The organism is Pseudomonas sp. DF5, from assembly GCF_058148225.1.
The window spans coordinates 17,570-39,485 of sequence record NZ_JBYVYM010000002.1; the positions used below are offsets into that span (position 1 = coordinate 17,570).

The window sequence follows — 21,916 nt, forward strand, 5'->3', positions numbered from 1 at the left end:
AGGCTCAAAATCAAAAGATCGTCCGAACGCGGCCCGCGCCTTCGGACGATCTTTTCTCTTTTCAAAACGTAAAACACGAACACCCAAACGCCCCCCAGAACCCTTGGAAGTCACTGACCGGCGCCGACGACAACCGCGCCCGTTCATGGCTATGAGCATGCACCGCGCAGGCGCCGACACACTGGTGCACTTGCGCGCCCATTGGCGCCAGGGGTTTCCAGTGCCCCGGTACATTCACCACCGGCGACCACTCAGGCACTACCGGGATTGGCGGTGGCCCGAGTTTTTCGAACTCGACGCTACCGTGGACGATCTTGCCGTCGACAATGGTCAGCACCGACTCGATCCACTTTATGGCTTCGTCTTCGATGTGAAAGTAATCCGCCGACAGCGCAATCAGGTCCGCCAGTTGCCCGACCTTGATCTGGCCTTTCTTGCCTTGTTCGGAGGAAAACCAGGCGCTGCCGTGGGTGTACAGTTCCAGTGCGGTATCGCGGCTCAAGCCTTGCGGGTAGAGCGCCAGCCCGCCGACGGTGCGACCGCTGACCAGCCAGTACAGCGATGTCCAGGGGTTGTAGCTGGAGACGCGCGTGGCATCGGTGCCGGCGCCCACTGGAACGCCCTCGGCGAGCATGCGCGCGATCGGTGGCGTGGCTTCGGCCGCCTTGGCACCGTAACGGTCGACAAAGTATTCGCCCTGGAACGCCATGCGGTCCTGAATGGCGATACCACCGCCCAGGGCCTTGACCCGTTCGATGTTACGGGGGGTGATGGTTTCGGCGTGATCGAAGAACCACGGCAAACCGTTGAACGGAATATCCCGGTTGACCTTCTCGAATACGTCGAGCATGCGGCTGATGGATTCGTTGTAGGTGGCGTGCAGGCGGAAGGGCCAGCGCTGTTCCACCAGATGGCGCACCACCGGTTCCAGTTCCTGCTCCATGGTTTGCGGCAGGTCGGGGCGTGGTTCGAGGAAGTCTTCGAAATCCGCTGCCGAGAACACCAGCATCTCGCCGGCGCCGTTGTGCCGCAGGAAGTCATCGCCCTGGCCGTAATGGGAAGTGCTGGTCCAGTTCTTGAAGTCGGTCAGTTCTTCCTTGGGTTTCTGGGTGAACAGGTTGTAGGCAATGCGTACCGTGAGCTGTTGGTCTTTGGCCAATTGCTGGATGACTTGATAGTCGTCCGGGTAATTCTGATAACCGCCGCCGGCATCGATGGCGCTGGTGACACCCAGTCGATTGAGTTCGCGCATGAACTGGCGGGTCGAGTTGACCTGATATTCCAGTGGCAGCTTCGGCCCCTTGGCCAGGGTCGAGTAGAGGATCATTGCGTTCGGGCGGGCGATTAGCATGCCGGTGGGGTCGCCATTGGCATCGCGCTGGATTTCGCCGCCTGGCGGGTTCGGCGTATCGCGGGTGTAACCGACCACTTTCAGCGCGGCACGGTTGAGCAGGGCGCGGTCGTAGAGGTGCAGGACGAATACCGGAGTGTCCGGCGCGGCTTTGTTCAGATCTTCAAGGGTCGGCATGCGTTTTTCGGCAAACTGGAACTCGTTCCAGCCACCGACCACCCGCACCCATTGCGGGGTAGGGGTGCGGTCGGCCTGATCCTTGAGCATGCGCAAGGCATCGGCCAGGGACGGCACGCCTTCCCAGCGCAATTCGAGGTTGTAATTGAGGCCGCCACGAATCAGGTGCAAGTGGGAGTCGTTGAGGCCGGGAATCACCGTACGGCCATGCAGGTCAACGATTTGCGTGCCGGGGCCTTGCAGGGCCATGGCCTGGGCATCGCTGCCGACCACCACAAAGCGCCCGTCCTTGATCGCGACGGCGCTGGCCTGGGGTTTCTTGCGGTCGACGGTGTGCAGGCGTCCGTTGTACAGAATCAGGTCGGCGGGGGTGTCGGGCATGGTTTTACTCCCTGCGGCTAGCGGACTGATCCAGGCACCGATGGCGCCTGCCGAAAGACCTTGCAGTACGCGGCGGCGACTGAAGTCGTTGTGCTCGTCAGGTGGGCTCATGGCAGTGCTCTCCACACAGTTCTTCATAAAAGAAGCGAGGGCAAACAGCCGATGTCTGACGCATGCGGCCAGAAGGAATATAGACGGCATATCCACAGATAGCCGTTTTCCGAGGGTGAAAAACGACGAATCCCGCCACGAGGGGCGGGATTCGCATGCAGCCAGAGAGGCTCCCGAGAGCGGGAGCCGTCGTCTTAGCCTGGGAACAGCTCGGACAGTTTCATGGCCAGCATCATGTCGCCTTCAGCGCGCAGCTTGCCGCCCATGAACGCTTGCATGCCGTCGGTCGAACCGTCGACGATGCCTTCCAGGGTTTCGCCGTCCATCACCAGAGTCACCTGGGCGTCCGGGTTTTCGCCTTCTTGCAGCTCACAGGTGCCGTCTTTGACGATCAGCGAGAAGTTCTTGGTGTCGTCGATGCGGAAACCGAATACCAGGTCCAGACCGGCAGCAGCGGCTGGGTTGAACTTGGCTTTCATTGCTTGTACGGCATCAGCTACGGAGGTCATGGTTCGATCCTTTCTTGGGTAATAAGAGCTGGGTGATTACAGCCAGGGTCACAATAGTCCGGAATCAACGAAACGTGATGAGTTCCGGGGCCTTCAGCAGTTGCAGATGCGTATGACTGTTGAAGGAAGCCAAAGCCACCTCGCGACCACGAAACTTGAGCAGGTTGAGCGAGGTGTTGACGATTTGCCAGTTCAGCTCAAAGGCCTGCCGGGCAGGCATTTGCGTAATAAGATGGAGCAGGGCAGTGATGGTGCCGCCGGAGGTGAATACGGCGATTTTCTGGGTGTTGTCGGCGTTTTCGAGCAGTCGCTGCAGACCGGCCTGCACGCGTTCTACGAAGCCCGGCCAGCTTTCCAGACCCGGTGTGTCATAGATGCCGGCGAGCCAGCGCTCGATGATCAAGGCGAAGATACGCTGGAACTCGGCACGGTTTTGCGTGGCGTTGCGCAGGATGTCCAGCGCCTCGGGCTCGTCCTCCAGCATGGCTGGCAGGAGGGCACGGATCACTGCGTCGGCGTCGAACTCGTTGAAGGCCGAATCGATTTCCAGGGTCGGCACCGGCAAACCGACGGTGGCGTACTGTTCCAGCGCGCTGTTGGCCGTGTGTTGCTGACGGCGCAGGTCGCCCGACAGGCAGCGATCGAAGCTGACACCAAGCTCGGCCAGGTGCCGGCCAAGGACTTCTGCCTGGCGAATACCGGTCGGCGACAGAACGTCATAGTCGTCTGCACCAAAGGAGGCCTGGCCATGTCGAATCAAGTAGATGCTGCCCACGTCCGCGTCATCCCGGTACGTTGAAGGTTCGGCGAGGTTATGAGGATGGCGGTGAGCTGTCAATGAAAAAACATACGCTTGTTTGAAATGCCCGTTGCCGGCCTGTTGCCAGAGGTTTCACGACTGGTCGTCGGGCCGGTGCATGGGTATGCTGGAGGCATCCCGCGCGTGTTTATGCCGCGCATCGTAGTGAAGGAGTCCCTGTGGAGCTTTTGTCCGAGTACGCCATTTTTCTGGCCAAGACTGTCACCCTGGTGATCGCCATTCTGGTGGTCCTGGCCAGTTTTGCGGCGTTGCGCAGCAAAGGTCGGCGCAAGTCGCACGGCCAGCTGCAAGTCAGCAAACTCAATGATTTCTACAAAGGGCTGCGCGAACGGCTGGAGCAAACCTTGCTCGACAAGGATCAGCTCAAGGCCTTGCGCAAGTCCCAGGCTAAAACCGAGAAAAAGCAAAAGAAGAAACCCGAGGCCAAGCCCCGGGTGTTCGTGCTGGATTTCGACGGCGACATCAAGGCATCGGCCACTGAAAGCCTGCGCCACGAAATCACCGCGCTGCTGACCCTCGCCACGCCCAAGGATGAAGTGGTGCTGCGCCTGGAGAGTGGCGGTGGCATGGTTCACAGCTATGGCCTGGCGTCTTCGCAACTGGCGCGCATTCGCGAGGCCGGCGTGCCGTTGACCGTGTGCATCGACAAGGTTGCGGCCAGCGGTGGCTACATGATGGCGTGCATCGGCGAGAAGATCATCAGCTCACCGTTCGCGATTCTCGGCTCGATCGGCGTGGTGGCGCAGTTGCCCAACGTCAATCGCTTGCTGAAAAAGCACGACATCGACTTCGAAGTGCTGACGGCCGGTGAGTACAAACGCACCCTGACAGTGTTTGGCGAAAACACCGAGAAGGGTCGGGAGAAATTCCAGGAGGAACTGGATATCACCCACCAGCTGTTCAAAAACTTCGTTTCCCGCTATCGCCCGCAACTGGCCATCGACGAAGTGGCCACCGGCGAGATCTGGCTGGGCGTCTCGGCTCTGGACAAGCGACTGGTGGATGAACTCAAGACCAGCGATGAATACCTTGCCGAACGGGCCAAACAATCCGAGCTCTATCATTTGCATTACGCCGAACGCAAAAGCCTGCAGGAACGCATCGGCATGGCAGCCAGCGGTTCGATCGATCGGGTATTGCTGAGCTGGTGGAGTCGGTTGACCCAGCAACGCTTCTGGTAAAGAACTCAAGGATCTTGTTGCTGGCTACAGTGACAAGGCAGGCGAAACCGGGCTATGCCCGGTTTCGTCGTTTTGGGCGGTTCTTTTCTGTGTGTATCGGAGATTTTTCCTCGCTATTTCGGGGACCTTTCCGGCTATCCACCCATATATGCAGGTTTACTGTAGAGGTCCTCGACTGACTGCAATGGACTGCACCATGAGTGACTCAACACTGAACCAGATGAATCTCCCGGAACCGTCCCCGGCTCCAGGAATGCGCGACGAACTGCGAGCGGTCGTCGACACTGCGCGGCCGCAAACTCCCGGCCAATTTGGCGCGGATCTATTCAAGGAAAAATGGGGGCGTGACATCGATCCGCAAACGGCGCTGCTGGTCACCCTCGACTACGACTACAAAGGGCATCCTGCGCAAAGCGGCGTTCATCAAGGCCAAGTGGCCAATTCCCGGACCTTGCTGCAGGCGCTTCTCGGCGATTACCAGACAGTGGGGGACGGACGCTTCGGCGAAACCGGCTTCGGCTTGTACACCCCACCCGACATAGGCCCGGACATACGAATCGTCGAACATGTCGACGAGTTCGCTGATCGCGGCAGCGGCAACCACCAGACCTATGAAGGGATCTATCGCCGAACCATTCCACAAACCTATGGGCCACTCACACAAATTCCCCTGAGCCCCGCCGACTTCAAACAATGGGTCTGGGCGCTGGAGTTCAAGGATTTGTACCAGTCTTATCTTGGACGAACATGGCTCTCGGATGAATCGATCACGGCCGCCAAACCCTATCCCTTGAGAACTTCGGTCAAGGCCGCGTTTGTCATGAGTGCCTGGTTGCAACGTCATGAAAACAGCCTGAGTCAAAAGGGCCTGGAACTGGCCCTGCAGGTGGCAGGACTGCCCCCGCATCAAGCCTGGGACTCGCTGACCCTCACGCAATTGCAGGCATCGACCCGATTGCCTTCCTCGATCATGGCCGGACGTCTCGAGCTGTATCGCTACACGGCGACGGATATCTGGACTTGGCGCGAACGCTCCGGCTCGAGGATTTTGTTATACATCCCTGGCAATTCATCACCCCTGCATGAGTTCACCGATACCGCACATTTGCAACGCTGGATTGTGGCGCAGGGCAAGGGCGATGACACGAAGCGGGCACTGGCGAGTCACTTTGCCGAGGCGGATCGCGATGACGGCACTTTCCACGCAGGCGTGGTGACGGCATTGGAAGGCATGGTGATCTATCCGAGAAAACACAGGCTGACTAAAACTGCCGGCCTGTTCAACGATGATGGCTACTGGAACCCTGCCGACTACGTTGGTTTCGAGTCGCCTGATACAGCCATCGATCCTTGCGCGCAACTGGTGCTGACCATGAAGCGCACCGCTCAGGCCAGCGTTGACAGCATTCGTGACGATGCGCAAGTCAATCGGGAAAACTTGAGTGGATTCGTCGAGCCGATCGTGCAATGGATCAACCGTTTCGGCCCGTTGGCGCTGTTTGTTCCGGGAGGCGAGGGGATATTGGCGCTGGCCGGGCTTATTGACGCGGGTTACGGCTTGGATCAGGTGGTGAACGGCAAAACATCGAACGAACGGTCGGAAGGCGTCACACGCACCGTTTTTGGTTTGCTCAACGCGCTGCCGATAGCCGCGGAGGTAGCGCTAAAGGGTAAAACTGCCGTCGCCCATCCAGCGGAGGAGGGTGTGAGGCCTGTATCGGAAACGGCCGTTGCTCCAACGCCAGAACTCTCGAGCACTGCGCCGGCGACCCGAGTCGAACTGATCCGCGGAATCGGCCCGTCTGTGGTGTCTTTCAGCGATGAAGTGCTGGCACAGATCGGCGAGGTCTGCGCGATCGACGACGATATGTTGCGGTTGATGCAGGCAGGGCGTTCACCGACGCCTCTTTTGGCTGACACGATCAGCCGCTTCAAAATTGATCAGGATCTTGGGCCCGCTGGCACGGCTGAGCAGTTCAACAGCCGTTACGCAGCGCTGCAATACTCGGAGCATGAATGGGTTCGGCTCTTTCAGCGCGAATATCCGGGGCTGCCGAAAAGTGTCATAGAACAAATGTTAGACCGCTATGGCATTGACCTCCGGCTGGCGCCTGATGTTACCGAGGCGAGGCAAGTGTTCGTGCGCCTGGACAGCAAGGCACGGCAATACCAGCAGCATGTGCGACTCAATCGAGCCTATGAAGGTCTTTATTTTCGCTCGATGGTGAACCCGGAGTCGGACACGCTGGCCTTGCACTCGCTCAAAAATCTACCTGGCTGGCCGAAAAACCTTCGGATCGGTGTCCTCGATCATACCGCCATCGGACGGGTGCTGGACCGCAGCGGTCCACTCGATTCGACAGATGTTCGGGGGCTGATCAAGAGTGCCGATCACTACCTGCACCAAGGCATGGAAGCCGATTTTTACCAAGCGCTCGTAGGCTTGTTATCAGAAGACGAGCGTTTGGCGTTGCAGGTAGTGGCGCTTGATCCGGCCAGTGCATTGCGGCTGAAAATCAGTGCACAGGCTTTGCCCCGAGCGGAACTAAGGCTCGGGCTCGGAAGAATGGACGCCGGACTTCCCTTCGATGCCCAGGGACTCAGAGGTGGTGGCTTTCCGGCAACCCATCAGGCCGAGGCGCTGACGCAGCAGATGATGAGGCTGCAGCTCAAAGAGGTCTATCCAGACTTTACCGATGCCCAGGCTGATGCGCTCCTCCAACGTGAAGGCTTAAACGCACAGGCGCACATTGAGTGGCTGAAGCAACAGCTGCAGCAACTCAACACTGACCTGACCGGCTGGATAGATCAGGTGGCGGATGACATTCATGACATGGGGGTTCGCCAGATCGTTGCCGGTGATCCTGAGGCGGCGGGGATGAACGCTGCGCAAATCCAGGCTCATAACATTCAGCTGATGCTGACGGAAATGCACTACGAGCGAGCTACCCGAAATGAATTGGCCGAGGAACTGGTCGCCATTTGGCAGCATCGCGGACCCCGAGAGGGGCTTCTCCTGGCAGGTGAGCAGGTACGCGGTGTCAGGCTTGATCTCGATTTTGAGGATTACCACCGGTTGCCCGTATTGAATGTCCGGCTCAACAACGTTCTCGAGTTATCAATGCGCAGCTTCCACTTGACCGAAGAGGAAGGCTTGAACGGATTTCTTGAGAGTTTTCCAAATCTTGAAGTCCTGAGCCTGGAAAGTGTCGATCTGAGTCACTTCAACAGCAACGACGAAGCTGGACGCGCATTACCTCATGCGATCAACCAGCTGCGGCAGCTCACTTCGCTGAACCTGAGGTCGACAAGGCTGACTTTCAGTCAGCGCAGCGCTTCACAGCTGACTGATCTGACGCGCTTGCAAACGCTGGATTTGAGCAACAATCCATTGGGTGTCCCTCCTTTGGTGCTGGGAATGAACGACTTGCGCCAGCTCAACTTGAGTAACACAAGGATCAGCACATGCCCTGTTGGCATTATGGAGCAGCCTTATCTGACGACCCTGGACTTGCGCAATAACCGGATCATCCGGGTTCCGCAGGGGGTTCTGAACCAGGCCATCGCCAAGGATCGTGTGATGCTGCAAGGCAATCCGTTGACGGACGAGGACACCTTGTTGCGCCTTGTCGATCATCGACGGCGAACGGGCATCAACCTGTGGTTAAGCGAGCCTGGAACTGGCTACGGAACCGTCATGGAGTGGTTGCGTGAAGGTGATGAAGGGCTGCAAGAGACGCGACAATCGATCTGGCAGAGGCTTGCAGCCAGGCCCCTTGGCAGCAGGTTCCTGAGAGTGATGGATGGCATGAGCCTGACGGCGGACTTTCGGGTTGATTACCTGGCGCTACAGGCCAGAGTGTGGCGGCTTCTCGGGGATGCCGATGCTTCTGAGGCGCTGTGGACACAGCTGGTTCAGGATATCGGAGGGGCTGAGGTTGACCCTGAAAACCCGTTTACGCTGTTCACGGCACTTGAGGATCGTGCCCGGCTTTATCGGGACTGGGAGACCATGGAACGGCCGTTTCCGATAGGCACGCAATAAGGGAAAACCTTGAACCCCGCAAGGGGTTCAAGGTGTGACGATCAACGGCGACGGAACAGCGGCAGCGGTTCGTCGGTGGCGGCCTGATAGGTCACCGAGAAGTCCTTGAGACCTTCGAGGGCTTCGTACGGATCTTTATCGGCGCGGATCGCAAACGCATCGAAACCGCAGCGATGCATGTAGAACAGCTGGTCGCGCAATACATCGCCGATCGCCCGCAGTTCGCCTTTGAAACCATAACGGTCACGCAGCAGGCGGGCGTTGGAGTAGTTGCGGCCATCGGTAAAAGCCGGGAAGTTCAGGGCAATGACCTGGAAGTTCGCCACGTCGTCACCGATTTCTTCGGCTTCTTCATCGGCATCCAGCCACACGCCCAGGCCGCCATCGCGGGCCATGAGCATGCGGCTGTGTTCGCGCCACATGTGCAACGGGACGATCAGGTCGTCACAGTTGCTGATCTCGTCGATGTTGAAATCCTTCGGCAACAGGTGCCAGGTTTCGTCGACGACTTCGTTGTTCTTAATTATTCGCTGCATAGACGCGCTCCTTGAAGAGGTCGATGCCGATACGCTGATAGGTGTCGATGAAGCGCTCGTCTTCGGTACGTTGTTCAATGTACACGTCGATCAGCTTCTCGATCACATCAGGCATGGCTTCCTGGGCGAAGGATGGGCCGAGGATCTTGCCCAGGCTCGCATCGCGGCTGGCGCTGCCACCCAGGGACACCTGGTAGAACTCTTCGCCTTTCTTGTCCACTCCGAGAATACCGATGTGGCCGACGTGGTGGTGACCACAGGCGTTCATGCAGCCGGAGATGTTCAGGTCCAGCTCGCCGATGTCGAACAGGTAGTCCAGGTCGTCGAAACGGCGCTGGATCGATTCGGCGATCGGGATCGACTTGGCGTTGGCCAGGGAGCAGAAGTCGCCGCCAGGGCAGCAGATGATGTCGGTCAGCAAGCCGATGTTCGGCGTGGCGAAACCTTGCTCGCGCAACTCGCCCCACATGGCGAACAACTGGCTCTGCTCGACATCGGCCAGGATGATGTTCTGCTCGTGGGAGGTGCGCAGCTGACCGAAGCTGTAACGGTCAGCGAGGTCGGCAACGGCATCGAGCTGCTTGTCAGTGATGTCGCCCGGTGCAACGCCGGTCGGCTTCAGGGACAGCGTGACGGCCACATAACCCGGCTTCTTGTGGGCCAGGGTGTTGCGGGCACGCCAGCGGGCGAAGCCCGGGTGTTGCTTGTCGAGGTTGGCCAGTTCGGCCGTCCGATTGTCCAGAGCCTTGTACTCCGGATCAACAAAGTGCTTGGCCACGCGATGCACTTCGGCCTCGGTCAGCGTGGTCTGGCCACCGCGAAGGTGTTCCATTTCCGCGTCGACTTTTTGTGCGAACACTTCAGGGGTCAGAGCCTTGACCAGAATCTTGATCCGCGCCTTGTACTTGTTGTCGCGACGGCCGTAGCGGTTGTAGACCCGCAGGATGGCGTCGAGGTAGCTCAACAGGTCCTGCCACGGCAGGAATTCGTTGATGAACGCGCCCACCACCGGAGTACGGCCCAGGCCGCCACCGACCAGTACACGGAAGCCCAGTTCGCCTGCGGCGTTGCGCACTGGCTCAAGGCCGATGTCATGGACTTCGATGGCCGCACGGTCGGACGTCGAACCGTTGATGGCAATTTTGAATTTACGCGGCAGGTAGGCGAATTCCGGGTGGAATGTGGTCCACTGACGGACGATTTCGCACCATGGACGCGGGTCGATCAACTCGTCGGCGGCAACGCCGGCGAACTGGTCGGTGGTGACGTTGCGCAGGCAGTTGCCGCTGGTCTGGATCGCGTGCATCTGCACGGTCGCCAGCTCCGCCAGAATGTCCGGGATGTCTTCCACGGCCGGCCAGTTGAACTGCACGTTCTGCCGGGTACTGATGTGGGCGTAGCCCTTGTCATAGTCGCGGGCAATCTTGGCCATCATTCGCGTCTGGCGCGAAGTGAGTTGGCCGTAAGGCACCGCCACCCGCAGCATCGGGGCAAAGCGCTGGATATAAAGGCCATTTTGCAGGCGCAGGGGGCGGAATTCTTCCTCGCTCAGCTCGCCTGCCAGATAGCGTCGGGTCTGATCACGGAACTGCTTGACGCGGTCCTCGATGATCCGCTGATCGTACTCGTCGTATACGTACATATAAGTCCTGTTCTCAGGCTTGGGCCGGTCGGATGTAGCTGCGTTTTCGCAAGCTTTCATCCGATACTGCCTCGGCAATTCTGCGCGCACGGCCGCGCACTCCCAACGGAGCCGACGCAAGATACCAGTTTGCAGTTATGCGCAAAAGTGATGTTTGAGTATATGCAAAGAACCAAAACGACTAATGAAACTCACGGTTATAAAACCCTCATTTGTAGTGCGGGCAATCATCGTCTTAACTGTGCTCGAGTCTTTATGCAATCACCGATAAAACCGACAAGAGGCGATGCAATGAGCAACCCAACCAAAGCAAGGAAAAGCGATAGCACGGTCGATGCTTGGGCGATTCTGTTCCTGATCATCCTGGTCGTGGGTACGGCGGTATTCTGGGTCAGCCATCAATAACGACCCCGTCCGGGCCCGGCGCCGACGATTGTCGGGCAAAAAGCCGGAATAAGCGCCGTTTCAAGGGACTTCGCTGGCTATAATGCGCGGCGGATTCTCGGGGGCTCGGACGATCAATGTTGAAATTCTTCTGTGGTGTAGTGCTGGCGCTTGGCACGGTCCTGGGGTCGTGCGCCCAGGCGGCGTCCGTGTTGTTCCTCAATCCAGGAACCAGCCAAGAGGTGTTCTGGGTCAGTTACTCGCAGTTCATGCAGGCCGCGGCCAAAAACCTGGGCATGGATTTGCGCATTCAGTATTCCGAGCGAAACGCCGAGACCACACTCAAGCAAGCCCGCGAAGCGCTGCAAGGGCCGAATCGGCCGGACTATCTGGTGTTCGTCAACGAACTGTATGTCGCCCCCGAAATCCTGCGCCTGGCTCAAGGCAGCGGGGTGAAGCTGTTTTTGGTCAACAATGGCCTGACCGCAGACCAGATACGCCTGCTCGGCGCCCAGCCGGACAAATATCCCGACTGGCTGGGTAGCCTGGTGCCCAACAACGAGGAGGGCGGCTACCTGATGCTCAAGGAGCTGATTCGCCTGCATCGGCCGGTCGCACCCGGCGAGGTCATTGAGCTGGTGGCCTTTTCCGGCCTGAAAATCACCCCCGCCGCACAACAGCGTGAGCAGGGCATGATGCGGGCATTGGCCGAACACCCTGAAGTGCGCTTGCGCCAGTTGGTATATGGAGGCTGGACCCGCGAGCGCGCCTATGAACAGGCAAGGTTATTGTTCAAGCGTTACCCGAAAATATCGTTGGTCTGGTCGGCCAACGATGAAATGGCTTTCGGCGCCATGCAGGCGTATGCCGAAACGGGAGGCCAACCGGGCAAGGACGTGCTGTTCAGCGCCATCAACAATTCACCGCCCGCGTTGCAGGCGCTGTTGGAGGGGCGACTGAGTGTATTGTTGGGCGGGCACTTCACTCTGGGCGGTTGGGCTCTTGTGCAACTGCATGATTACGATCAGGGGGTGGATGTCAGCCAGTACGGCGGGCGCGACCGGCAGATTCCGTTATTGCAGCTGATCGACCACGCGCAAGCCCGGCGACTGTTGGCGATGAGTGCTACCCAGGATTATGGCGTGGATTTTCAAAAGCTCTCGGCCAAAGGGCGACCGACGTCGTATCGCTACCCGTTCAGCCTGCAAACCCTGATGCACTGAGTCGGCTCAGATCCCGGCCAGATGTAGCACCAGTTTGACGATGCCGAACAGGGTCAGGGCGAACACCACCGTGAACAGAATCCCCAGAATCACGAAATGACTGGGCTTGCCGTGGGTGAAATCCCGCGCCCGGTTTTTCCCGCTCTGCACCCCGAACGCCGCCGCCATGACGCTGTGCAGCATCTGCCAGAAGGTCGGCGGTTTGTTGTGGTTATTGTTGTCGACTGGATCGTCCATAAATCCCCCGTCACGAATGTGTATGAGGCAAGCATAGACAACAGGCACGAACTCTGTGGGAGCCTTTGTGGCGAGGGAGCTTGCTCCCGTTGGGTCGCGAAGCGGCCCCAAAAAATGGGACTGCTACGCAGTCCAGCGGGAGCAAGCTCCCTCGCCACAAAAGGCTCGCTCCCACAGGGGAAGGGGGTTAGTTGTCGTAACCCAGGTTAGGCGCCAGCCAGCGCTCGGTCACGCTCAACTCCTGGCCTTTGCGCGAGGTGTAGCTCTGCACCTGGTCCTTGTCGATCTTGCCCACGGCAAAGTACTGCGCCTGCGGGTGAGCGAAGTACCAGCCGCTGACCGCCGCCGCCGGGAACATCGCGTAGTGTTCGGTGAGGAACACGCCGCTGCGTCCGGCCTTGAGTTCTTCCGCTTCCGGGTCCAGCAGCTTGAACAGCGTGGCTTTCTCGGTGTGATCCGGGCACGCCGGGTAGCCCGGAGCAGGGCGGATGCCGGTGTACTGCTCTTTGATCAGCGCCTCGTTGTCCAGCGTCTCATCCTTGGCGTAGCCCCAGTAGTCTTTACGCACTTGCTGGTGCAGCCACTCGGCGCACGCCTCGGCCAGACGGTCGGCCAACGCCTTGACCATGATCGAGTTGTAGTCGTCGCCCGCTTCCTGATAGGCCTTGGCCACTTCTTCGGCGCCGATCCCGGCGGTGGTGATGAAACCACCCACGTAGTCGGTCACGCCGCTGTCCTTCGGCGCGACGAAGTCGGCCAGGGAGAAGTTCGGCTTACCGTCGGTCTTGATGATCTGCTGGCGCAAGTGATGCAGCTTGGCCAATGGTTTGCCGTCATCGCCATAGACTTCGATGTCATCGTCGCGCACCTGGTTGGCCGGCCAGAAGCCGAACACCGCACGGGCGCTGATCAGCTTCTCGTCGATCAACTTGGCAAGCATTTCCTGGGCATCGGCGTACAGCGCGGTGGCGGCTTCACCGACCACTTCATCCTGCAGGATGCGCGGGAACTTGCCGGCCAGGTCCCAGGAGATGAAGAACGGTGTCCAGTCGATGTATTCGGCCAGAACCTTGAGGTCAATGTTATCCAGCACCTTGGCGCCGGTGAATGTCGGTTTGACCGGCTCATAGCCGGCCCAGTCGAACTGCGGTTTCTTGGCGATGGCCGCCGGGTAGCTCAGGCGCTCGGTGCGGGCGCTGCGGTTGGCGGTGCGCTCACGAACGTCGATGTATTCCAGGCGGGTCTTCTCGACGAAACCGGCTTTCAGCTCCTTGGACAGCAACTGCGTCGCCACGCCCACGGCGCGGGAGGCGTCGGTGACGTAGATCACCGCGTCGTTGCTGTACTTGGGCTCGATCTTCACCGCCGTGTGCGCCTTGGAGGTGGTCGCGCCACCGATCATCAGCGGCAGGTGGAAGTCCTGACGCTGCATCTCGCGGGCCACGTGAACCATTTCGTCCAGCGAAGGCGTGATCAGCCCGGACAGGCCGATGATGTCGCATTTCTCGTCTTTGGCGACTTGCAGGATCTTCTCCGCCGGCACCATCACGCCGAGGTCGACGATGTCGTAGCCGTTACAGCCCAGCACCACGCCGACGATGTTCTTGCCGATGTCGTGCACGTCACCCTTGACGGTGGCCATGAGGATCTTGCCCTTGGCCTCCGGCTTGTCGCCTTTTTCCAGTTCGATGAACGGGATCAAGTGGGCCACAGCCTGCTTCATCACGCGGGCGGACTTCACCACTTGCGGCAAGAACATTTTGCCGGCGCCGAACAGGTCGCCGACGATGTTCATGCCGGCCATCAACGGGCCTTCGATGACTTCGATCGGGCGCGCGAACGACAACCGCGATTCTTCAGTATCTTCAACAATGTGCGTGGTGATGCCCTTGACCAAGGCATGCTCCAGACGCTTGTTGACGTCCCAATTGCGCCACTCTTCGGTCTCGGCTTCCTTGACGCTGCCGTCGCCCTTGTACTTGTCGGCGATGGCGAGGAGGGCGTCGGTGCCTTCCGGAGTACGGTTGAGGATCACGTCTTCAACGGCGTCGCGCAGCTCCACCGGGATCTGGTCGTAGATCTCCAGTTGGCCGGCGTTGACGATACCCATGGTCAGGCCATTGCGGATTGCATACAGCAGGAACACCGAGTGAATCGCCTCGCGCACCGGATTGTTGCCACGGAACGAGAACGACACGTTGGACACACCGCCGGAGCTTAGGGCATAGGGCAGTTCGTCGCGGATGTAGGCACAGGCGTTGATGAAGTCCACAGCGTAGTTGTTGTGCTCTTCGATACCGGTGGCCACGGCGAAGATGTTCGGGTCGAAGATGATGTCTTCCGGCGGGAAGCCGACTTCGTTGACCAGAATGTCGTAGGAGCGTTTGCAGATTTCTTTCTTGCGCGCTTCGGTGTCGGCCTGGCCGGCTTCATCGAAGGCCATCACCACCACCGCGGCGCCGTAGCGTTTGCACAGTTTGGCGTGATGAATGAACTGCTCGACACCTTCCTTCATGCTGATGGAGTTGACGATGCCCTTGCCCTGGATGCACTTGAGGCCGGCTTCGATCACTTCCCACTTCGAGGAGTCGATCATGATCGGTACGCGGGAGATGTCCGGTTCGCCGGCAATCAGATTGAGGAAGGTCACCATGGCCTTCTTCGAATCGAGCATCCCTTCATCCATGTTGATGTCGATCACTTGGGCGCCGGCTTCGACCTGCTGCAGGGCGACTTCCAGGGCTTCGGTGTAGTTGTCTTCACGGATCAGGCGGGCGAACTTGGCGGAACCGGTGATGTTGGTCCGCTCGCCGACGTTGACGAACAACGAGCTGCGATCGATGGTGAACGGTTCCAGGCCCGACAGGCGGCAGGCCTTGGGAATGTCCGGGATTTCACGCGGGGCGTAACCGGCGACCGCTTTGGCGATGGCTTCGATGTGGCCCGGCGTGGTGCCGCAGCAGCCGCCGACGATGTTGAGGAAGCCGCTTTGGGCGAATTCTTCGATGACCTTGGCGGTTTGCGCCGGCAGCTCGTCGTATTCGCCGAATTCGTTTGGCAGGCCGGCGTTCGGGTGCGCCGACACGTGGGTGCTGGCCTTGTTCGACAGCTCTTCCAGGTACGGGCGCAATTCGCTGGCGCCGAGGGCGCAGTTCAGGCCGACGGAAATTGGCTTGGCGTGGGCCACGGAGTTCCAGAACGCTTCGGTGGTCTGGCCGGAGAGGGTACGGCCGGAGGCATCGGTGATGGTGCCGGAGATCATGATCGGCAGCTCGACGCCCAGCTCTTCGTAAACCCCTTGCACGGCGAAGATCGCCGCTTTGGCGTTGAGGGTGTCGAAAATGGTTTCGATCAGGATCAGGTCGGCACCGCCTTCGATCAGGCCTTTGGTGGCCTCGGTGTAGTTCTCCACCAGTTCATCGAAGGTCACGTTGCGGTAGCCTGGGTTGTTCACGTCAGGCGACAGCGAGCAAGTACGGCTGGTAGGGCCGAGCACTCCGGCGACGAAACGCGGCTTGTCGGGGGTTTCCAGGGTTTTGGCATCCGCCACCTTGCGCGCCAGGCGTGCGCCTTCTACGTTCAGTTCGTAGGCCAGTTCTTCCATGCCGTAATCGGCCATGGAAATTCGGGTGGCGTTGAAGGTGTTGGTTTCCAGAATGTCGGCGCCGGCATCCAGGTAGGCGTTTTCTATGCCACCAATCACATCCGGACGGGTCAGTACCAACAGGTCGTTGTTGCCTTTGACATCGCTCGGCCAGTCGGCGAAACGTTTGCCACGGTAATCCTGCTCCTCGAGCTTGTAGCTCTGGATCATTGTCCCCATGCCGCCGTCGAGAATCAGGATGCGCTCTTTGAGGGCGTGCTTGAGAGCTTGAAGGCGAACGCTGCGATCGGACATTTGGACTACTCGGTAAGGCCATGACGAAGGGCCGGAATAATAACAAACCTGTGTGCTTTTGGAGCATGTGCCGGTTTTGCATGAATATCGTTCATGTTGGTGCGCAGGCCAGACCGGTAGAATCGCGGCGTTTTCATATGATCAGGACCAGGGATATGTCGTATCGCGTCGTCACCAGCCTATTGATGCTGTTTTTAAGCGGGGGCGCCGTTGCGCAAGGTCCGGACATTTCCTACGTTCGTGACATTCAACCGATCTTCACCGAAAAGTGCGTGGCCTGCCATGCCTGCTACGACGCCGCCTGTCAGCTCAATCTGGGCAGTGGCGAAGGGGCGGCCCGAGGCGCGACGAAGGCGCTAGTCTATGACGGTGAGCGCAGCCGTGCCGCCGCGCCGACCCGGTTGTTTTATGACGCCTTCGGCAAACGTGCCTGGCAGCAAAAGGGCTTCTATTCGGTGCTCGACGCCCAAGGCAGTCAGGCGGCGCTGATGGCGCGCATGCTTGAACTAGGCCATAGAACGCCGTTGCAACCCAACGCCAAATTGCCGGAAGAGATCGTCCTGGGCCTGAACCGGGAAACGCTGTGCGCCATGCCGGCGGAGTTCGACGGTTACACCAGCTCTCATCCGAAGGAGGGCATGCCGCTGGCGGTTACCGGTCTTACCGATCAGCAATACCAGACGCTGCAACGCTGGCTGGCCTCCGGCGCGCCGATCGATCAGCAGGGTCTGGTGCCCAGTCCCAGGGAAGCCTTGCAAGTGGTGCAGTGGGAAAACCTGCTGAATGCGCCAGGCGCCCGGGAGAGTCTGGTCGGGCGCTGGTTATTCGAACACTGGTTCTTGGCGCATCTCTATTTCAAGGATGGCGAGCCGGGGCATTTCTTTCAGTGGGTACGTTCGCGCACGCCGACGGGCCAGCCCATCGACTTGATCAATACGCGCCGTCCGAATGACGATCCAGGCACTCAGGTCTATTACCGTCTGTGGCCGGTGCAAGGCGTGATCGTGCACAAGACCCACATCACCTATCCGCTGAGCGCGGCGAAGATGGCGCGGGTAAAAAGCCTGTTCTACAGCGGTAACTGGCAGGTCAACGCGTTACCGGGCTACGGGCCGGAACGTCGGGCCAATCCGTTTGCCACGTTCGAGGCGATCCCGGCCCAGGCGCGTTACCAGTTCATGCTCGATAACGCCGAATACTTCGTACGTACCTTTATTCGCGGCCCGGTCTGCCGGGGCCAGATCGCCACCGACGTGATTCGCGATAACTTCTGGGCACTGTTCCAGGCCCCGGAGCATGATCTTTACATCACCGACCCGAAATATCGTGGCCAGGCTACGCCGCTGCTGGCGATGCCGGGGCAGAACGATGACGTCGGCAGTGTCCTGAGTCTGTGGCATGACTACCGCAACAAGCGCAACGAATATGAGGCCCTGCGCCGTGACAGCTATGCCGACTTGCCGGCGCCGAGCTGGTCGACCCTGTGGGCCGGCAATGACAATGCGCTGTTGAGTATCTTCCGGCATTTCGACAGCGCCTCGGTGACCAAGGGCCTGATCGGCGATGTGCCGCAGACGATGTGGCTGTTCGATTACCCGTTGCTGGAGCGCACCTATTACCAGCTGGCGGTCAACTTCGATGTGTTCGGCAACGTGTCCCATCAGGCTCAGACCCGGCTGTACTTCGACCTGATTCGCAACGGTGCCGAGCAGAATTTCCTGCGCCTGATGCCGGCGAGCTCACGGGATGGCTATCTCGACGATTGGTACCAGAACAGCGGCAAGTTCAAGATGTGGCTGGATTACGAGGACATCGACAACGACAAGCCGACGGCACTGACGCTGGACGCAACCGACCCGAAACGCGATTTCGCCTTGCAGCTGCTGTCGCGTTACGGCGAACTCAATGCCAGGCCCGATCCGATCAACCGCTGCGACGGCGCTTATTGCTCACGGCCGAACATTGATCCGGCGTTGCAGAACGCCGAACAGGCCCTGAGTCGCCTGACTTCACGCCCGGCTGCGGGTTTGAAAGTCATCGATCAGCTGCCGGAAGCCACGATGTTGCGCATCGAGAGTCCAAGCGGCAAGCGCGAGGTCTACAGCCTGCTGCGCAACCGAGCCCACAGCAATGTGGCGTTCCTGCTCGGTGAATCGCTGCGTTATCAGCCGGGGCTCGACACGTTGACGATCTATCCGGGTGTTCTGAGCAGCTACCCGAACTTCATGTTCAACATCCCGGCCGGGCAAGTGCCGGCGTTCGTCGACGAGATGGATAATGCCAAAGACGCCGCCAGCTTCGAGAAAATCGTCGAGCGCTGGGGCATACGCCGCAGTCATCCGCAGTTCTGGCAGTATTTCCATGATCTGAGCCAGTACATCCACGACACCGATCCGGTGGAAGAGGGCGTGCTGGACATGAATCGCTACGAGAATCTCTGATTGAAGGCCGAACACGAACCGCCGACCCCCTGTAGGAGCGAAGCTTGCTCGCGAAAGCGGTCTGATAGTCGACATCTACGCTGAATATCAGTGACCCTTCGCGAGCAAGCTTCGCTCCTACAGAGGGCTGCGGTGATCAGGACGCTCATGGACAAAGGCACACTTTCCCGACAAAAATACTAGGACTTTGTGCGGCGCGTCGATTGGCGTAAACTGCGTCCAAGCCTGCGAGGAGTTTCCATGACCGCTATTACCATTACCGACGCCGCCCATGATTACCTGGCCGATCTGCTGTCCAAGCAGAACACCCCGGGTATCGGCATCCGCGTCTTTATCACCCAGCCTGGCACCCAGTACGCCGAAACCTGCATTGCCTACTGCAAGCCGGGCGAAGAAAAACCTGAAGATACAGCGCTGGGGCTCAAAAGCTTCACCGCCTATATCGACTCGTTCAGCGAAGCGTTTCTGGACGATGCGGTAGTCGACTACGCCACCGACCGCATGGGCGGCCAACTGACCATCAAGGCGCCAAACGCCAAAGTCCCGATGGTCAACGCCGACAGCCCGGTCAACGAGCGCATCAACTACTACCTGCAAACCGAGATCAACCCGGGGCTGGCCAGCCACGGCGGTCAGGTCAGCCTGATCGATGTGGTCGAAGACGGCATCGCCGTGCTGAAGTTCGGCGGCGGTTGCCAGGGCTGCGGCCAGGCAGACGTCACCCTGAAGGAAGGTATCGAACGCACCTTGCTCGAGCGCATTCCCGAGCTCAAGGGCGTACGTGACGTGACCGACCACACGCAGAAAGAAAACGCCTACTACTAAGGTGTTCGCTGCGACATAAAAAAACGGTGCCCGTGAGCACCGTTTTTTTATGGATGATCGATAACCTGTGGCGAGGGAGCTTGCTCCCGCTCGACTGCGAAGCAGTCGCAATCCAGCCGATGCATTTTCCCGTGATGAATGCGTTGGCTGATTTTGGGACCGCTGCGCGGTCCAGCGGGAGCAAGCTCCCTCGCCACAAGTGCTTCAGTGTCTGTATAGGTGTGCATGCCCCGCGCGATACAGCGACGATTCACTGAAGTGATCGCTGCCCAGCACTCGACCCACCAGAATCAGCGCCGTTCGGCGAAAACCCTTGGCTTGTACCTTCTGCGCAATGTCCGCAAGCGTTCCCACCACCCAATCCTGATCAGGCCAGGTCGCCCGGTGAATTACCGCGATCGGGCAGTCGGCGCCGTAGTGCGGCAGCAATTCGGCAAGGATCTTCTCTAGATGATTGACCCCCAGGTGGATCGCCATGGTCGCCCCGTGTTGCGCCAGGCTGCCCAGTTCTTCGCCAGCGGGCATGGCGGTCTTGTCGGCGTAACGGGTCAGAATCACGCTCTGTGACACGTCCGGCAGGGTCAGTTCGGCCCCCAAAAGGGCCGCGCAGGCGGCGGTGGCGGTGACGCCGGGAATGATTTCGAAAGGGATGTCGAGTTCACGCAAGTAGCGAATCTGCTCGCCGATCGCGCCGTACAGACTCGGGTCGCCGGAATGCACCCGGGCCACGTCCTGGCCGTTAGCGTGGGCGGTCTTGATCAGCTCGACGATCTGTTCCAGATGCAGTTCAGCGCTGTTGACCACCTGTTCGGCCCGGTGGCCTTCCAGAACGGCGGCGGGGACCAGGGAGCCGGCATAGATGATGACCGGGCAGCTACGAATCAGCCGCTGGCCTTTGACGGTGATCAGTTCCGGGTCGCCGGGGCCGGCGCCAATGAAGTAGACGGTCATCGTCGTTTCCTGTCAGAAATAGGTGCTGGGCATGCTTCAGATGAAGAATGCTCATGATCGAGGGCAGGGATTATCGGGGATTTTACGCGGCGCTGGCCAATGCCAGGGTGGCCTGGGCATATTTTTGTCGTGGAATCAGCAACTTTGCCGGTGCCTGGGCCAATTGTTCGGCCAGGGCCAACGCGGCGCTTTCCGCCACGCCGTAGCAACCGGTGCGTTCAAACGCGATGTCCGAGTGGTGGCTCAGTTGTGCTTGATAGGTCGCCAATTGTTCGCTGCTGAAGTACATCAGCGGCAATGCCAGCTGTTCGGCCAGCTCGATCAGGCCAGGTTCATCGCGCTTGAGGTCGATGCTGGCCAGGGCCTTGATCTCACGAAGCTCGATTTGATGGGCCTGTAACGCCTGATCGAGCAGCGCCCGCAGCGTGCTGACGGGGCAGCCGCGCTGGCAGCCCAGGCCGACCACCAGGGTCGGCACTGTGCCGTTTTCAGTCATGCGCTGTAATGGCCATCGCTTTTGCGGCGGAACAACCAGGCGCTGATCAGGCCCAGGGCCAGCCAGAACGCCACGTTGGTCAACTGCGAAGCGATTTTGAATTGCGCTTCCAAGGCTTGCGGCGCCAGCATCGAATGGACTTCCGGTTGCGGTGCGCCGATCACATGCGGCACGGCCAGGATCGCCACGCCGAGGACTTTCATCAGCCAGTGACGGCTGAACACGATCAACGCGATGCCGACCGCCGTGGACGCGGCAGTGCCAATCCACCAGATTTGCCGTTGCGCCAGATCCGCCGCGGCAGTGCCCGGCAGTTCGGGCGGCAGGCCGAGAGTCGGAGCCAGCACGAACGTCGCATAACCGGCCAGGCCCCAGAGCAGGCCCTGAGAGGTCTTGGTCGGTGCGCGCAGAGTGTAAAGACCGGCGAGCATCAGGGCGAAACCGACGGCTACCACCAGGTTGCCGCCGGTAGTGGACAGCACGCGCTGCCAACCGTCCTCCGGTTCCCAGGCTTCGGCATCGTGGGTATGAGCGACTGCGCCCGCCGCGTGCTCGTGGATTTCAACAGCGGCCGGCTCGGATTTTTCGTAGGTCTCGGCCTGCAAAATCAGCGGGGCGACCCAGAAGCTTTGCAGCAGGGTCAACAACAGGGCGGCCAGCAGCCCGGTGAACCCTGCGGTTTGCGCAATACGCTTGATCATCTCAGCA

Annotated in this window: 15 protein-coding genes; 5 read left to right on the top strand and 10 right to left on the bottom strand. The window is 59.6% G+C overall.

The annotated features are described in order from the left end of the window. Positions 1–61: 61 nt before the first annotated feature. The 3 genes from AC30D7_RS02170 to AC30D7_RS02180 form a co-directional block, all read right to left on the bottom strand. Complete coding sequence (locus tag AC30D7_RS02170) at positions 62–1,909, bottom strand: amidohydrolase (RefSeq protein WP_490133051.1); 1,848 nt, start codon at positions 1,907–1,909, stop codon at positions 62–64. A 305-nt stretch (positions 1,910–2,214) separates the two neighbouring features. After that, complete coding sequence (locus AC30D7_RS02175; RefSeq protein WP_007941766.1) at positions 2,215–2,529, bottom strand: SCP2 sterol-binding domain-containing protein; 315 nt, start codon at positions 2,527–2,529, stop codon at positions 2,215–2,217. A 64-nt stretch (positions 2,530–2,593) separates the two neighbouring features. Next, on the bottom strand, positions 2,594–3,304 hold the full coding sequence (locus AC30D7_RS02180) for a histidine phosphatase family protein (RefSeq protein ID WP_490132854.1): 711 nt from the start codon (positions 3,302–3,304) through the stop codon (positions 2,594–2,596). Between the two features lie 203 nt (positions 3,305–3,507). Here AC30D7_RS02180 and sohB point away from each other — a divergent pair, with 203 nt between their 5' ends. Together sohB and AC30D7_RS02190 are read left to right on the top strand one after the other, a co-directional pair. After that, positions 3,508–4,530 carry a protease SohB gene (gene sohB / locus AC30D7_RS02185; protein ID WP_490132855.1) on the top strand — a complete coding sequence of 341 codons (1,023 nt, stop codon included), beginning with the start codon at positions 3,508–3,510 and terminating at the stop codon, positions 4,528–4,530. Positions 4,531–4,726: 196 nt separating this feature from the next. Further along, entirely contained in the window at positions 4,727–8,575 is a 3,849-nt protein-coding gene (locus AC30D7_RS02190; protein ID WP_490132856.1) for a dermonecrotic toxin domain-containing protein, read from the top strand. A 41-nt stretch (positions 8,576–8,616) separates the two neighbouring features. Here the strand turns inward: AC30D7_RS02190 and AC30D7_RS02195 are convergent, their stop codons facing one another. Beyond that, positions 8,617–9,111 (bottom strand): DUF934 domain-containing protein, encoded by a 495-nt coding sequence (locus tag AC30D7_RS02195; protein ID WP_018927639.1) that lies wholly within the window; start codon positions 9,109–9,111, stop codon positions 8,617–8,619. Next, positions 9,095–10,753, bottom strand: coding sequence for a nitrite/sulfite reductase (locus AC30D7_RS02200; RefSeq protein WP_490132857.1), 1,659 nt, complete (start codon positions 10,751–10,753; stop codon positions 9,095–9,097). Before AC30D7_RS02200 ends, AC30D7_RS02195 begins: the two co-directional genes overlap by 17 nt. 521 nt (positions 10,754–11,274) lie before the next feature. On the opposite strand from AC30D7_RS02200, the gene AC30D7_RS02205 reads away from it, so the two are divergent. Beyond that, positions 11,275–12,360, top strand: a complete 1,086-nt coding sequence (locus AC30D7_RS02205) for an ABC transporter substrate-binding protein (protein WP_490132858.1) — start codon at positions 11,275–11,277, stop codon at positions 12,358–12,360. Positions 12,361–12,366: 6 nt separating this feature from the next. Here the strand turns inward: AC30D7_RS02205 and AC30D7_RS02210 are convergent, their stop codons facing one another. After that, positions 12,367–12,597 (bottom strand): DUF2970 domain-containing protein, encoded by a 231-nt coding sequence (locus AC30D7_RS02210; RefSeq protein ID WP_018927642.1) that lies wholly within the window; start codon positions 12,595–12,597, stop codon positions 12,367–12,369. A gap of 187 nt (positions 12,598–12,784) precedes the next feature. After that, positions 12,785–16,495, bottom strand: coding sequence for a methionine synthase (gene metH / locus AC30D7_RS02215; RefSeq protein ID WP_490132859.1), 3,711 nt, complete (start codon positions 16,493–16,495; stop codon positions 12,785–12,787). Positions 16,496–16,650: 155 nt separating this feature from the next. Between metH and AC30D7_RS02220 the strand changes: the two genes are divergently transcribed. Together AC30D7_RS02220 and nfuA are read left to right on the top strand one after the other, a co-directional pair. Beyond that, a complete protein-coding gene (locus AC30D7_RS02220; protein ID WP_490132860.1) occupies positions 16,651–18,936 on the top strand; it encodes a fatty acid cis/trans isomerase in 2,286 nt (761 codons plus the stop codon). A 240-nt stretch (positions 18,937–19,176) separates the two neighbouring features. Next, complete coding sequence (gene nfuA, locus AC30D7_RS02225; RefSeq protein ID WP_007946504.1) at positions 19,177–19,761, top strand: Fe-S biogenesis protein NfuA; 585 nt, start codon at positions 19,177–19,179, stop codon at positions 19,759–19,761. A 204-nt stretch (positions 19,762–19,965) separates the two neighbouring features. Here the strand turns inward: nfuA and cobM are convergent, their stop codons facing one another. The 3 genes from cobM to AC30D7_RS02240 form a co-directional block, all read right to left on the bottom strand. Continuing rightward, the gene (gene cobM, locus AC30D7_RS02230; protein WP_490132861.1) at positions 19,966–20,712 is read right to left on the bottom strand and encodes a precorrin-4 C(11)-methyltransferase; all 747 of its coding nucleotides are present in this window, start codon (positions 20,710–20,712) and stop codon (positions 19,966–19,968) included. A gap of 82 nt (positions 20,713–20,794) precedes the next feature. Next, the gene (locus AC30D7_RS02235) at positions 20,795–21,208 is read right to left on the bottom strand and encodes a cobalamin biosynthesis protein (protein WP_064617086.1); all 414 of its coding nucleotides are present in this window, start codon (positions 21,206–21,208) and stop codon (positions 20,795–20,797) included. Next, positions 21,205–21,909, bottom strand: a complete 705-nt coding sequence (locus tag AC30D7_RS02240) for a CbtA family protein (RefSeq protein ID WP_490132862.1) — start codon at positions 21,907–21,909, stop codon at positions 21,205–21,207. Before AC30D7_RS02240 ends, AC30D7_RS02235 begins: the two co-directional genes overlap by 4 nt. Positions 21,910–21,916 lie beyond the last annotated feature (7 nt).